Origin of the sequence: Streptococcus sp. 1559 (assembly GCF_013276735.1) — a bacterium.
GTDB classification, from domain to species: domain Bacteria; phylum Bacillota; class Bacilli; order Lactobacillales; family Streptococcaceae; genus Streptococcus; species Streptococcus pseudopneumoniae.
Genome location: NZ_VMLO01000104.1, coordinates 1 through 12216, shown reverse-complemented (window position 1 = coordinate 12216; position 12216 = coordinate 1). Strand labels below are relative to the sequence as shown.

The 12216-nt window shown below is 42.8% G+C and carries 11 protein-coding genes and 1 riboswitch; of the genes, 6 read left to right on the top strand and 5 right to left on the bottom strand.

The window, feature by feature from the left end; genetic code table 11:
• Window positions 1–114: 114 nt before the first annotated feature.
• Window positions 115–729, bottom strand: a complete 615-nt coding sequence (gene lepB / locus HT688_RS10475; RefSeq protein WP_101514801.1) for a signal peptidase I — start codon at window positions 727–729, stop codon at window positions 115–117.
• Between the two features lie 3 nt (window positions 730–732).
• Window positions 733–1614, bottom strand: a complete 882-nt coding sequence (gene rnhC, locus HT688_RS10470; protein ID WP_101514800.1) for a ribonuclease HIII — start codon at window positions 1612–1614, stop codon at window positions 733–735.
• A gap of 86 nt (window positions 1615–1700) precedes the next feature.
• Between rnhC and zapA the strand changes: the two genes are divergently transcribed.
• The 6 genes from zapA to HT688_RS10440 all read left to right on the top strand — a co-directional run bounded on the left by zapA (window position 1701) and on the right by HT688_RS10440 (window position 8534).
• Entirely contained in the window at window positions 1701–2003 is a 303-nt protein-coding gene (zapA, locus tag HT688_RS10465; RefSeq protein ID WP_031222907.1) for a cell division protein ZapA, read from the top strand.
• Window positions 2000–2548 carry a CvpA family protein gene (locus HT688_RS10460; protein ID WP_101514799.1) on the top strand — a complete coding sequence of 183 codons (549 nt, stop codon included), beginning with the start codon at window positions 2000–2002 and terminating at the stop codon, window positions 2546–2548. Before zapA ends, HT688_RS10460 begins: the two co-directional genes overlap by 4 nt.
• 103 nt (window positions 2549–2651) lie before the next feature.
• Window positions 2652–4988 (top strand): endonuclease MutS2, encoded by a 2337-nt coding sequence (locus HT688_RS10455; RefSeq protein WP_172923775.1) that lies wholly within the window; start codon window positions 2652–2654, stop codon window positions 4986–4988.
• Between the two features lie 163 nt (window positions 4989–5151).
• Window positions 5152–5240: riboswitch (glycine riboswitch) on the top strand.
• A 90-nt stretch (window positions 5241–5330) separates the two neighbouring features.
• Window positions 5331–6653 carry an alanine/glycine:cation symporter family protein gene (locus HT688_RS10450; RefSeq protein WP_000891475.1) on the top strand — a complete coding sequence of 441 codons (1323 nt, stop codon included), beginning with the start codon at window positions 5331–5333 and terminating at the stop codon, window positions 6651–6653.
• Window positions 6654–6975: 322 nt separating this feature from the next.
• Window positions 6976–7524, top strand: a complete 549-nt coding sequence (locus HT688_RS10445) for a carboxymuconolactone decarboxylase family protein (protein WP_000206765.1) — start codon at window positions 6976–6978, stop codon at window positions 7522–7524.
• A gap of 110 nt (window positions 7525–7634) precedes the next feature.
• On the top strand, window positions 7635–8534 hold the full coding sequence (locus HT688_RS10440) for a TDT family transporter (RefSeq protein ID WP_101514663.1): 900 nt from the start codon (window positions 7635–7637) through the stop codon (window positions 8532–8534).
• A 24-nt stretch (window positions 8535–8558) separates the two neighbouring features.
• Here the strand turns inward: HT688_RS10440 and serS are convergent, their stop codons facing one another.
• From serS to HT688_RS10425, 3 genes are all read right to left on the bottom strand, one after another.
• On the bottom strand, window positions 8559–9833 hold the full coding sequence (gene serS, locus HT688_RS10435; RefSeq protein ID WP_100104178.1) for a serine--tRNA ligase: 1275 nt from the start codon (window positions 9831–9833) through the stop codon (window positions 8559–8561).
• Window positions 9834–10046: 213 nt separating this feature from the next.
• On the bottom strand, window positions 10047–10418 hold the full coding sequence (locus HT688_RS10430) for a DUF956 family protein (protein ID WP_000079356.1): 372 nt from the start codon (window positions 10416–10418) through the stop codon (window positions 10047–10049).
• A 2-nt stretch (window positions 10419–10420) separates the two neighbouring features.
• Window positions 10421–11785 carry an aspartate kinase gene (locus HT688_RS10425; RefSeq protein ID WP_172923774.1) on the bottom strand — a complete coding sequence of 455 codons (1365 nt, stop codon included), beginning with the start codon at window positions 11783–11785 and terminating at the stop codon, window positions 10421–10423.
• Window positions 11786–12216: the final 431 nt, after the last annotated feature.

Below are 12216 nucleotides of genomic sequence, written 5' to 3'. Positions count from 1 at the left end.
GATTTTCATTGAGTATAACTTTGTTTCTATCTTAATCAAACTGGGTAGTGAATAATCATCTTCTCACGATAGAAGAAGAGGCTGAGATTGCTGATTCTCGGCCTCTTAGGTCTCTTAAAATGTTCCGATACGGGTGATTGGCCAGAAGCGGAATTTAGCTTCCCCTGTGATATCTTTTGCTTTGAAGGTACCTACGTGGCGGCTGTCGCTCGAAACCAAGCGGTCGTCTCCGAGGAGAAGGTATTCTCCTTCTGGAACTGTAAAGCTAAAGTTGGTGTTGTAGTTGACATCAACTGTGAAGGCTTGAGCTTTTTGAGCGATACTTCTAAAGAAAGTTCCTTTATTTCCTTCAAATCCCTTGCCTGAGTAGGTGCTTTGGAGTTTGTCATCCTTGAAGCGTTTGATATAGTTAGCTAGATAAGGTTCATCTGTCTCTTTGTCATTGATGTAAAGTTTATCATTTTCGTAACGGATGGTATCGCCAGGCATTCCGATGACGCGCTTGACGATGTCCTTATTGCCATCTTCCTCATGGGCCACCACGATATCAAAACGGTCAATAGGGAGGTGCTTAACGACAAAGAGAATTTCGCCATCCGCTAGGGTAGGATCCATGGAGTGTCCTTCTACGCGGACATTACTCCAAAAAAAGATACGACTTAAAGCTAGTAATGACAGAATCAGGAGGAATAATCCCCACTCTTTTAGGAAATTTTTAAATGAATTCATAACTTACCTTTCTAAGCGTTTTTTCGCTTTTTCAGTATTTTTAAAGTGCAATTTGGCGCAGAAGTTGAGTCCCTGCATACCATAGGCTTGTAAAATCTGGCTAGCTACCTTATCAGAAGCTGTTCCAGCTCCACTTGGAAGTTGATAACCCAGTTCTCGTCCTAGATTTTCTAGATTTTCCAGAAAGAGATCACGCGCAATGATAGAAGAAACTGCGACAGCCAAGTATTCGCCCTCAGCCTTTTCTTCTAAGCTGATAGGATTGCTGAAACGATTGGCCTCTTGTGCCAAGTACTTGTCATAATTTTTAGCACTGGTAAAGGCATCAATCACAATTTTCTCAGGTTGAACGCCTTTTTGAAGAAGGAGATAGATAGCCTGGTTATGGAGGGCAACCTTAACCGAAACAGCATTGTAGCGGTCTCCGATGACCTCGTTGTACTTGCTTGGTGAGAGAAGCAGTGCCTGGTGCTGGATTTTGTCCTTGAGGATAGGGGCAATCTGACGAATCTTTTGGTCGGTCAGAGTTTTAGAATCCCCCACACCGAGTTTTCGCAAGAAAGCATGCTGGTCAGGTGTGACAAAGGAAGCCACAACTGCAAGTCCACCAAAGTAGGAACCATTTCCAACCTCATCTGTCCCAATCAAAGGGAAATTTTGTCCCCTGTTTTCCTCTACCATTTGATAGCCAAAGAAACGAGCGTATTTCTCGGCTCCCTCACCCTGAAGCAAGACCTTTCCAGAAGTATAGATAGAAACCGTTGCTTGAGGTAGTCGCAAAAAGTAGCGAATATAGGGATTCTTGCTGGGAGCTAGACTGCTTTGATAGTGTTCAAGAAAAGCCTGAATCTTCTTTTCACTTGGTGTGAGTGTTATACTTGCCATAGTTTCTATTGTACCATAAAAGCAGGCAAATTTGTAAAAACTGACAAAATTAGCGAATTTTGGTATAATATCGTGAGGTGAATTTTATGGCAAATCTAAATCGATTCAAATTTACATTCGGGAAAAAATCATTAACCTTGACAAGCGAGCATGATAACCTTTTTATGGAGGAAATCGCCAAGGTTGCGACAGAAAAATACCAAGCAATTAAAGAACAAATGCCTAGTGCAGACGATGAAACCATCGCTCTTTTGTTGGCAGTCAACTGTTTATCAACTCAGCTCAGCCGTGAGATTGAATTTGACGATAAGGAGCAAGAGATAGAAGAACTCCGCCACAAGCTTGTGACTTGCAAGCAAGAACAGAGCAAGATTGAGGACTCCTTATGATTTCGCTCCTTCTTCTATTGGTCTTGGCTTGGGGATTTTATATCGGCTATCGGAGAGGCCTGCTCTTACAGGTTTATTACCTGATTTCAGCACTGGCATCTGCTTTTATGGCTGGTCAGTTTTACAAGGGGCTTGGCGAGCAGTTTCATTTGCTGCTCCCTTATGCAAATCCGCAGGAAGGTCAGGGAACTTTCTTTTTCCCATCGGATCAACTCTTTCAGTTGGATAAGGTCTTTTATGCAGGGATCGGCTTCTTGCTTGTATTTGGGATTGTCTATAGCATCGGTCGTTTGCTTGGTCTCCTCTTACACTTGATTCCTAGTAAAAAATTGGGTGGTAAGTTGTTCCAAGTTTCAGCAGGTATCTTGTCCATGTTGGTGACCTTATTTGTCTTGCAAGTGGCCTTGACCATCTTGGCGACCATCCCCATGGCAGCTATACAAAATCCTCTTGAAAAGAGTATCGTCGCAAAACACATCATCCAGAGCATACCAGTAACAACCAGTTGGCTCAAACAAATCTGGGTGACAAATTTAATCGGATAAAAAGGGCAGGAGTTTTCCTAGCCCTTTGTTTACAGATTTGACTCGAATCTATTAGAATGTAAAAAGCTATCACACCTAGACATTCAAAGATAAGGAAATAAAGATGAATAAGAAAATATTAGAAACATTAGAGTTTAATAAGGTCAAGGCCTTGTTTGAGCCCCATTTGTTGACCGAGCAGGGCTTGGAGCAATTGAGACAGCTGGCTCCGACTGCTAAAGCAGATAAAATCAAACAGGCTTTTGCTGAGATGAAGGAGATGCAGGCTCTTTTCGTAGAGCAACCGCATTTTACTATTCTCGCAACTAAGGAAATTGCAGGAGTCTGCAAGCGGTTGGAGATGGGAGCAGACCTCAATATCGAGGAGTTCCTCCTCTTGAAGCGCGTGCTTCTTTCTAGCAGAGAACTGCAAAGTTTTTATGCCAATCTGGAAAATGTCAGTTTGGAAGAGTTAGCCCTTTGGTTTGAGAAATTACACGATTTTCCGCAATTACAAGGAAATCTCCAAGCCTTTAATGATGCAGGTTTCATTGAAAATTTTGCCAGTGAAGAATTGGCGCGCATCCGTCGAAAAATCCATGATAGCGAGAGTCAGGTACGCGATGTTTTACAAGACTTGCTCAAGCAAAAAGCGCAGATGTTGACGGAAGGAATCGTTGCCAGCAGAAATGGCCGTCAGGTTCTACCTGTCAAAAATACCTACCGCAATAAGATTGCAGGTGTCGTTCATGATATTTCTGCCAGCGGAAACACCGTCTATATCGAACCCCGTGAGGTGGTCAAACTGAGCGAAGAAATTGCCAGTTTGCGAGCAGATGAGCGCTATGAAATGCTTCGCATTCTCCAAGAAATTTCTGAGCGTGTTCGCCCTCATGCGGCTGAGATTGCTAATGACGCTTGGATTATCGGTCATCTGGACTTGATTCGTGCTAAGGTTCGCTTTATCCAAGAAAGGCAAGCAGTCGTTCCTCAGCTATCAGAAAATCAAGAAATTCAACTGCTCCATGTCTGCCATCCTTTGGTCAAAAATGCCGTTGCAAATGATGTCCATTTTGGACAAGATTTAACAGCTATTGTCATTACAGGTCCCAATACAGGTGGGAAGACCATCATGCTTAAAACTCTGGGCTTGACGCAGGTGATGGCTCAGTCTGGTTTGCCAATTTTAGCAGACAAGGGAAGTCGTGTTGGTATTTTTGAAGAAATTTTTGCTGATATTGGCGATGAACAGTCTATTGAGCAGAGCTTGTCTACCTTCTCTAGTCACATGACCAATATTGTGGATATTCTTGGCAAGGTCAACCAACATTCGCTCTTGCTCTTGGATGAGTTGGGGGCTGGTACAGATCCCCAAGAGGGAGCCGCCCTTGCCATGGCTATTCTAGAGGACCTTCGCCTACGTCAAGTCAAGACTATGGCGACTACCCACTATCCGGAACTCAAGGCCTACGGTATTGAGACAGCTTTTGTCCAAAATGCCAGCATGGAGTTTGATACTGCGACTCTTCGCCCGACCTATCGCTTTATGCAGGGAGTGCCTGGTCGAAGTAATGCCTTTGAAATTGCCAAACGTCTAGGCCTATCTGAAGTTATCGTAGGGGATGCCAGTCAACAGGTCGATCAAGACAATGATGTCAATCGGATCATTGAGCAACTGGAAGAGCAGACGCTAGAGAGTCGCAAACGCTTGGATAATATCCGTGAGGTGGAGCAAGAAAATCTCAAGATGAACCGTGCTCTCAAAAAACTCTACAATGAGCTCAATCGTGAAAAGGAAACCGAGCTTAACAAGGCGCGTGAACAGGCTGCTGAGATTGTGGACATGGCCCTCAGTGAGAGTGACCAGATTCTCAAAAATCTCCACACTAAATCTCAACTCAAGCCCCACGAAATCATTGAAGCCAAGGCTAAGTTGAAAAAATTGGCCCCTGAAAAAGTAGATTTGTCTAAAAACAAGGTCCTTCAAAAGGCCAAGAAAAAACGAGCTCCAAAGGTGGGAGATGATATCGTAGTTCTCAGTTATGGACAGCGTGGTACCCTGACCAGTCAACTTAAGGATGGCCGTTGGGAAGCCCAAGTTGGCTTGATTAAGATGACCTTGGAAGAGAAAGAGTTTGACCTTGTTCAAGCCCAGCAAGAAAAGCAAGTCAAGAAGAAACAGGTCAATGTCGTGAAACGAACTTCTGGTCGTGGCCCACAAGCCAGACTGGACCTTCGAGGCAAACGTTATGAAGAGGCCATGAATGAGCTAGATGCCTTTATCGACCAAGCCTTGCTTAACAATATGGCTCAAGTTGATATCATCCATGGTATCGGAACAGGTGTCATCCGTGAAGGTGTCACTAAATACCTACAAAGAAACAAACATGTCAAGAGTTTCGGCTATGCCCCGCAAAATGCTGGAGGCAGTGGCGCGACTATTGTCACTTTTAAAGGATAGAAGTATTCTGAGCTTTATACAGTAAAAACTGTTGAATTAAGTTTTACTAATAAACACATTGACAAAAGCCAACATTTTTTGTAAAATAAGAATCAATTAAATACCAACACCGAATGAAGTTTAATAGAAGTGGGGAATCGTTTGATTTTCCATGACTGTAAATGGACGGAACTCTGGAGAGACCGTAAAGGCACCGAAGGGGCAAGGCAGGCAACTGCTCAAACTCTCAGGTAAAAGGACAGAGCTAGGATAGACCGCTTTTTAGCATTTATCTAAGCATTCCAGAGTACATGTATCTTGCATGTGCTCTTTCTTTTGGGGTTGAAAAGATAGGAGAAGGAAATGTTAGAATTGCTTAAATCAATCGATGCTTTTGCTTGGGGACCGCCCCTCTTGATTTTATTGGTCGGAACAGGGATTTACCTAACTATTCGGCTAGGACTCTTGCAGGTTTTGCGTCTGCCCAAGGCCTTTCAGCTTATTTTTATCCAGGATAAGGGACATGGTGATGTATCCAGTTTTGCAGCTCTGTGTACAGCCTTGGCATCAACCGTTGGAACAGGGAATATTATAGGAGTTGCGACGGCTATCAAGGTTGGTGGACCAGGAGCTCTCTTTTGGATGTGGATGGCGGCTTTCTTTGGAATGGCTACCAAGTATGCGGAAGGACTCTTGGCCATCAAATACCGCACCAAGGACGACCATGGTGCAGTAGCGGGAGGTCCCATGCACTATATCCTTCTAGGAATGGGAGAAAAGTGGCGACCACTTGCTGTTTTGTTTGCAGTAGCAGGAGTATTGGTTGCTCTCTTGGGAATCGGAACCTTCACCCAAGTCAACTCGATTACAGAATCTATCCAAAATACAACGGCTATTTCACCAGCCATCACAGCTCTCGTCTTGTCTGTCTTTGTAGCGATTGCTGTCTTTGGTGGACTCAAGTCCATTTCTAAGGTTTCAACTACTGTTGTTCCTTTTATGGCGATCATTTATATCTTAGGAACTCTTACAGTTATTTTCTTTAATATCGGGAAAATTCCTTCTACAATCGCTTTAATCTTGACATCGGCTTTTAGTCCCCTTGCTGCGGTAGGTGGATTTGCTGGTGCTAGCGTTCGGATGGCTATTCAAAATGGTGTGGCGCGTGGTGTGTTCTCAAATGAATCTGGTCTAGGTTCTGCTCCCATTGCAGCGGCTGCGGCTAAGACAAATGAACCAGTAGAGCAAGGTTTGATTTCTATGACAGGAACCTTTATTGATACTCTCATTATCTGTACTCTGACTGGTTTGACCATCTTGGTGACTGGTGTTTGGAGTGGTGACTTAAATGGGGTTGCCTTGACTCAGTCAGCCTTCTCAACAGTCTTTTCACACTTTGGGCCTGCCCTCTTGACCATCTTCCTTGTACTTTTTGCCTTCACAACGATTCTAGGTTGGAACTATTACGGAGAACGCTGTTTCGAGTTCCTCTTTGGTGTTCGTTTTATCTGGCTCTACCGTGTGGTCTTTGTGCTCATGGTCTTGTTGGGAGGATTTATCGAGTTGGATATGGTCTGGATTATCGCAGATATCGTCAACGCCTTGATGGTTCTGCCAAACTTGATTGCCCTCTTAGTCTTGTCGCCAGTCGTTATTGCTGAAACTAAAAAGTATTTTGACAAATAATGAAATCACACATGGCGTGTGATTTTTTTGCCTATAAATGATTTTTATCAAGCTGATATATAATATATATTATGCAAATGATTGGAAGTGTGATAAACTAATACTCAATGAAAATCAAAGAGCAAACTAGGAAGCTAGCCGCAAGCTGTACTTGAGTACGGTAAGGCGACGCTGACGCGGTTTGAATTTGATTTTCGAAGAGTATAATATACAACGAAAATCTTATGAGAGAATAAACCTTTGTCTTAAATAAACTTAGGAATCAGGACTTTATAAGATTTTCCAATAATATTAGTGTCAATAACAAGAAAAGAGGTATCTTATGACAACATTTACAATCCATACAGTAGAATCAGCACCGGCAGAAGTGAAAGAAGTTCTTGAAACAGTAGAAAAAGACAACAATGGCTATATTCCCAACCTAATCGGTCTCTTGGCCAATGCACCGACTGCTTTAGAAGCATACCGAACTGTCGCATCTATCAACCGTCGCAACAGCCTGACACCCGTTGAGCGTGAAGTGGTGCAAATCACGGCAGCCGTGACCAATGGTTGTGCCTTCTGTGTCGCAGGTCACACAGCCTTTTCCATCAAACAAATCCAGATGAATGATGACTTGATTCAAGCTCTTCGCAATCGTACTCCAATTGAAACAGATCCTAAATTGGATACCCTAGCTAAGTTTACTTTGGCAGTTATCAATACCAAGGGTCGTGTAGGAGATGAAGCCTTGTCTGAGTTTTTAGAAGCTGGCTACACCCAACAAAATGCCTTGGATGTGGTTCTTGGTGTCAGCCTAGCAAGCCTCTGTAACTATGCCAACAACCTAGCCAATACCCCAATTAACCCAGAATTGCAACCTTATGCTTAATTCATATCTGAGTAAAAAATGAAGTCTGAAATCAACGGACTTCGTTTTTTATCCCCTCATTTAAGCGCTTTTATGCTATACTGAAACTAACATGATTATTGGAGGTTAGGATGAAAAAACTCCCCTTGGTATTTTCTGGTTGTTTGCTAGGTTTAGCAGGATCTGGAAATCTTATTTTAGATACGTTGCCGGTTCTGTCACATCTTTTTAGTCTGACAGGTTTGATTTTGTGGATTTACTTTCTGCTTCTGCATCTTTTTAATTGGAAAGAAACCAAGCAAGAGTTGACCAAGCCCCCTCTTTTATCAGGAATGGCCACCTTTCCCATGGCTGGGATGATTTTATCGACCTATGTCTTTCGCGTCTTCCCTCATCTTTCTTTGGTTGTGCAAGGACTCTGGTGGTGTTCATTTCTCTTGGATTTGGCCTTGATTGCTGGTTTCACTATCAAGTTTGCTTGTCCGGGTCGGAGGGTTCATGCTACTCCTAGCTGGACGGTGCTTTATGTAGGGATAGCGGTAGCAGCCTTGACTTATCCTCTGGTGGGTATCATTGAAATTGCCTATGTGACCTTGAGTTTTGGTTTTCTTCTTACCTTCTATCTCTATCCCCTTATTTATAGTGATTTAAAGAAGCAACCACTCCCACTAGCCTTGCTTGGGCAAGAAGGTATCTACTGTGCTCCCTTTTCTTTGCTTTTGGCTTCTCTGGTTCGAGTTGGAGGAGCTAGCCTACCGACTTGGGTCTTGATTTTCATGCTTTTGGCTTCCCAATCCTTCTTTTTCTTTGTTTTGACTCGCCTACCCAATATTTTAAAACAAGGTTTTCAACCAGCCTTCTCAGCCCTCACCTTCCCGACTATTATCACAGCTACTTCGCTTAAGATGGCTCAGGGAATCTTGAAACTTCCATTTTTGGATTATTTGGTACTGGCTGAAACTGTTATTTGCCTAATCATTTTGCTCTTTGTATTAGGCGCTTATCTGATTTGGTTACGAAAAAAGGTCTAGCTAGAAATAGCTAAACCTTATTTTTTATGGTTTGATGACCTCAGCTCCACCCATGTATGGACGAAGTGCTTCTGGGATGGTCACGGAACCATCTTCATTTTGGTAGTTTTCAAGAATAGCAGCCACTGTACGTCCAACTGCAAGTCCAGAACCGTTCAAGGTATGGAGCAATTTCACCTTGCCATCTGCTTCATCACGGTAACGGATTTGGGCACGACGGGCTTGGAAATCTTCTGTGTTTGAACAGCTTGAGATTTCACGGTAGGTATTTTGGGCTGGAATCCACACTTCCAAGTCGTAAGTCTTCGCAGATGAGAAGCCCATATCTCCAGTAGAGAGCGCAACGACACGGTATGGAAGGTTAAGTTTTTGAAGAATGTTTTCAGCGTTGGTTGTCATTTTTTCCAATTCTTCGTAAGATTCTTCTGGTTTGGCAAATTTAACCATTTCAACCTTATGGAATTGGTGCAAACGAATCAAGCCACGAGTATCACGACCAGCTGAACCAGCCTCAGAACGGAATGATGGGCTCATAGCAGTGAAATAGATTGGCAGGTCTTTACCGTCAAGGATTTCATCACGGTAGTAGTTTGTCAGAGGAACTTCAGCTGTAGGAATAAGGACGTAATTGCTGTCGCTGAGTTCAAAAGTATCTTCCTTGAATTTTGGATATTGACCAGTCCCAAACATAGAATCGTGGTTAACCATGTAAGGCGTGATGACTTCAGTATAACCTTCTTTGCCATGCTCGTCCAACATAAAGTTGTAGATAGCACGTTCCAAACGAGCACCGAGGCCTTTATAGAAGAGGAAGCGAGCGCCTGTTACCTTGCCACCGCGTTCCCAGTCGAGGATACCAAGGTCTTCACCAAGATCCCAGTGAGCTTTTGGCTCGAAATCGAACTCGCGTGGAGTGCCCCAACGACGAACTTCCACATTGTCATCTTCGTCAGCCCCAATAGGAACGCTGTCAGCAGGGATGTTTGGAAGAGTAGTAGTAAATTCTGTCAATTTAGCATCGATTTCTGCCAATTCAGCATCCAAGGCTTTAACCTCAGCAGATAGAGTTTGCATGGCAGCAATCTTGTCATCTGCATTTTCCTTGTTGCGTTTGGCTTGGGCAATCTCAGCAGAAACTGTGTTGCGTTCAGCCTTGAGAGTTTCAACCTTGACCAAGATGTCACGACGTTTAGCATCGATTTCTTTCATCTCGTTTAAGACAGCAGCATCTACACCACGTGTAGCCAATTTTTCTGCGACAGCATCAAAGTCTGTACGAATACGTTTGATATCTAACATAAGAACTCCTTTATGAAAAAAGCACACCTGACAAAGCGTTGGAGTGGCAGGGCCACGGTTCCATCCAACTTCACAGGTGTGCACTTGATTGTGCATGTAATTGTTATTAACGGTAGAATTTCACCTATCCCTCCTATCTGCTCGCAGCATCCGCAGACTTTCTGAAAGAAGAAGATAACCTACTTATCCGTTGCTATAATTATACTAAAGTTTCTACTTTTTTGCAAATAGATTTTTAAATTTTTGACCAATTGTCTGAATCAGGGTCGGAAGTTTGATGACCTTGTCATTACCCAGTTTTTCACGAGCAATTTTGAGAATGGCACCTGAGTCTTTTGAAGCAAAGAGGAATTTTCCTTTGTCTGTAAAGACTTCGAAGTGGCGACTGATTTTCCGCCCAGTGACATTGGCTCCAATTTGGTTGATATGGCTCCAAGGAATCTGGATAAATTGTTCAACATTGACATCGGGGTAAAATTCCAAAGCCTGATCTCCGACAAGGAATTTCCCAACTTTCCCAGCGATAGAGAGGTAGGAAGTGCCTGTCGTACTGAGGAGTACTGTTTTGTTAAGTGATTGAGCCATGCTTAGTCTTCCTTACTTTCTCCAAAAAAGGCATTGTAGAGGGCTTTGATTGCTGCTTTCTCTTGGTCTTTATTGACAACAAACATGATAGAAACTTCACTAGAACCTTGAGACATCATCTGGATGTTGATCTTATTTTCAGATAGAGCGCGTGTCGCAGTAGCAGTCACTCCGATATGGCTCTTCATTTTTTCACCAACAATCATAATGATAGAAAGGTCGTGTTCGATTTCTGCATGATCTACTTTAGCCTTTTGAACCAACTGACGCAGGATTTCTTCTTCCTTGATAGGAGTTAGTTCGCGAGAACGGAGGATGATTGAAAGATCGTCGATACCGGTTGGCATATGTTCCCAACCGATGTTAAGATCTTCAAGGATTTGCAGAACCTTGCGTCCAAATCCAACCTCACGGTTCATAAGGTATTTCGACATGTTGATGCTGACAAAGCCTGAGTCACCAGCAATTCCCACAACTGGAAATTCATCACTACTGTGTTTTAGAACGATACGAGTACCTGGGTGGTCAGGGTTATTGGTATTCTTGATAACCAGAGGGATTTTTCCACGGTAGGCAGGAAGAAGAGCTTCGTCATGAAGAACTGAGAATCCTGCATAGGCCAACTCACGCATTTCACGGTAGGTCAACTCAGGGATCGAGTGTGGTTGGTGGATAATACCAGGGTGGGCTGCAAAGATACCATCAACGTCCGTAAAGTTTTCATAGAGGTCGGCTTTTACACCTGCAGCAATGATAGAACCTGTAATATCAGAACCTCCACGTGAGAAAGTACAGATTTGATTTTCCTTGGTAACTCCAAAGAAACCAGGAATGACAAGAACTTCATTTGCATTTGTCAATTCTTCAATCTTGTCATAACTTGATGGAATGATGCGAGCGTGACCAGGTTCACTTGTGACCACAATCCCAGCTTCTCTAGGGTGCATATAGCGTGCATCGATACCCTTTTGGTTAAAGTAGGCAGCAATCAATTTGGCATTGTTATTTTCACCGGCTGCTAGGAAAGTATCGTAGAGAAATTCATTTTCATCAATAGGAAGAGTGGCCAAGGCACGAATACTTTTTGAAATTTTTTCTAGCACAGCTGGTTTAAGACCTAGTTCACTAACCATAGCAGCATAGCGGTCGATAATCCAGTTTTGGCTCTTGCTAATATCGTTACCAGCAACATAATCGCGGTAGTATTTAATCAAGGCATCCGTAACCTTAGTATCTTCAGCATTGCGTTTTCCTGGTGCAGAAACAACTACAAAACGACGCTCTGGATCGCTTTTAACGATGTTTAAAACTTTTTCTAATTGACCAGCAGAGGCAAGAGAGCTACCTCCAAATTTAACAACTTTCATAAGAACTCCTAAAGTAAGTATTTTATACGATTATAGCAGAAAGAAAGCCTTTTTTCAATGAAGAAAATAAGATGCTTTATAGGATAAAGCGAGCCTTTCCAATCGGCTGAGACACTTTCAGTCAATTTTTTCTTGCTTTCTGTTCCTAAAAAAGATATACTTTGAAAATAAAATAATTCAATACTCAATGAAAATCAAAGAGCAAACTAGGAAGCTAGCCGTAGTCAGCTCAAAGCACTGCTTTGAGGTTGTGGATAGAACTGACGAAGTCAGCTCAAAATACTGTTTTGAGGTTGCAGATGGAACTGACGTAGTCAGTAACATATACATACGGCAAGGCGAAGCTGACGTGGTTTGAAGAGATTTTCGAAGAGTATAGTAGATTGAAATAGACTGTGAACAAATTGATAAGGAAATTTTAAAGTAATTCC

What these genes read in the sequence shown, in the direction of transcription:
- lepB (WP_101514801.1), bottom strand. Translation starts at nt 729, where the DNA reads ATGAATTCATTTAAAAATTTCCTAAAAGAGTGGGGATTATTCCTCCTG.
- rnhC (WP_101514800.1), bottom strand. Translation starts at nt 1,614, where the DNA reads ATGGCAAGTATAACACTCACACCAAGTGAAAAGAAGATTCAGGCTTTT.
- zapA (WP_031222907.1), top strand. Translation starts at nt 1,701, where the DNA reads ATGGCAAATCTAAATCGATTCAAATTTACATTCGGGAAAAAATCATTA.
- HT688_RS10460 (WP_101514799.1), top strand. Translation starts at nt 2,000, where the DNA reads ATGATTTCGCTCCTTCTTCTATTGGTCTTGGCTTGGGGATTTTATATC.
- HT688_RS10455 (WP_172923775.1), top strand. Translation starts at nt 2,652, where the DNA reads ATGAATAAGAAAATATTAGAAACATTAGAGTTTAATAAGGTCAAGGCC.
- HT688_RS10450 (WP_000891475.1), top strand. Translation starts at nt 5,331, where the DNA reads ATGTTAGAATTGCTTAAATCAATCGATGCTTTTGCTTGGGGACCGCCC.
- HT688_RS10445 (WP_000206765.1), top strand. Translation starts at nt 6,976, where the DNA reads ATGACAACATTTACAATCCATACAGTAGAATCAGCACCGGCAGAAGTG.
- HT688_RS10440 (WP_101514663.1), top strand. Translation starts at nt 7,635, where the DNA reads ATGAAAAAACTCCCCTTGGTATTTTCTGGTTGTTTGCTAGGTTTAGCA.
- serS (WP_100104178.1), bottom strand. Translation starts at nt 9,833, where the DNA reads ATGTTAGATATCAAACGTATTCGTACAGACTTTGATGCTGTCGCAGAA.
- HT688_RS10430 (WP_000079356.1), bottom strand. Translation starts at nt 10,418, where the DNA reads ATGGCTCAATCACTTAACAAAACAGTACTCCTCAGTACGACAGGCACT.
- HT688_RS10425 (WP_172923774.1), bottom strand. Translation starts at nt 11,785, where the DNA reads ATGAAAGTTGTTAAATTTGGAGGTAGCTCTCTTGCCTCTGCTGGTCAA.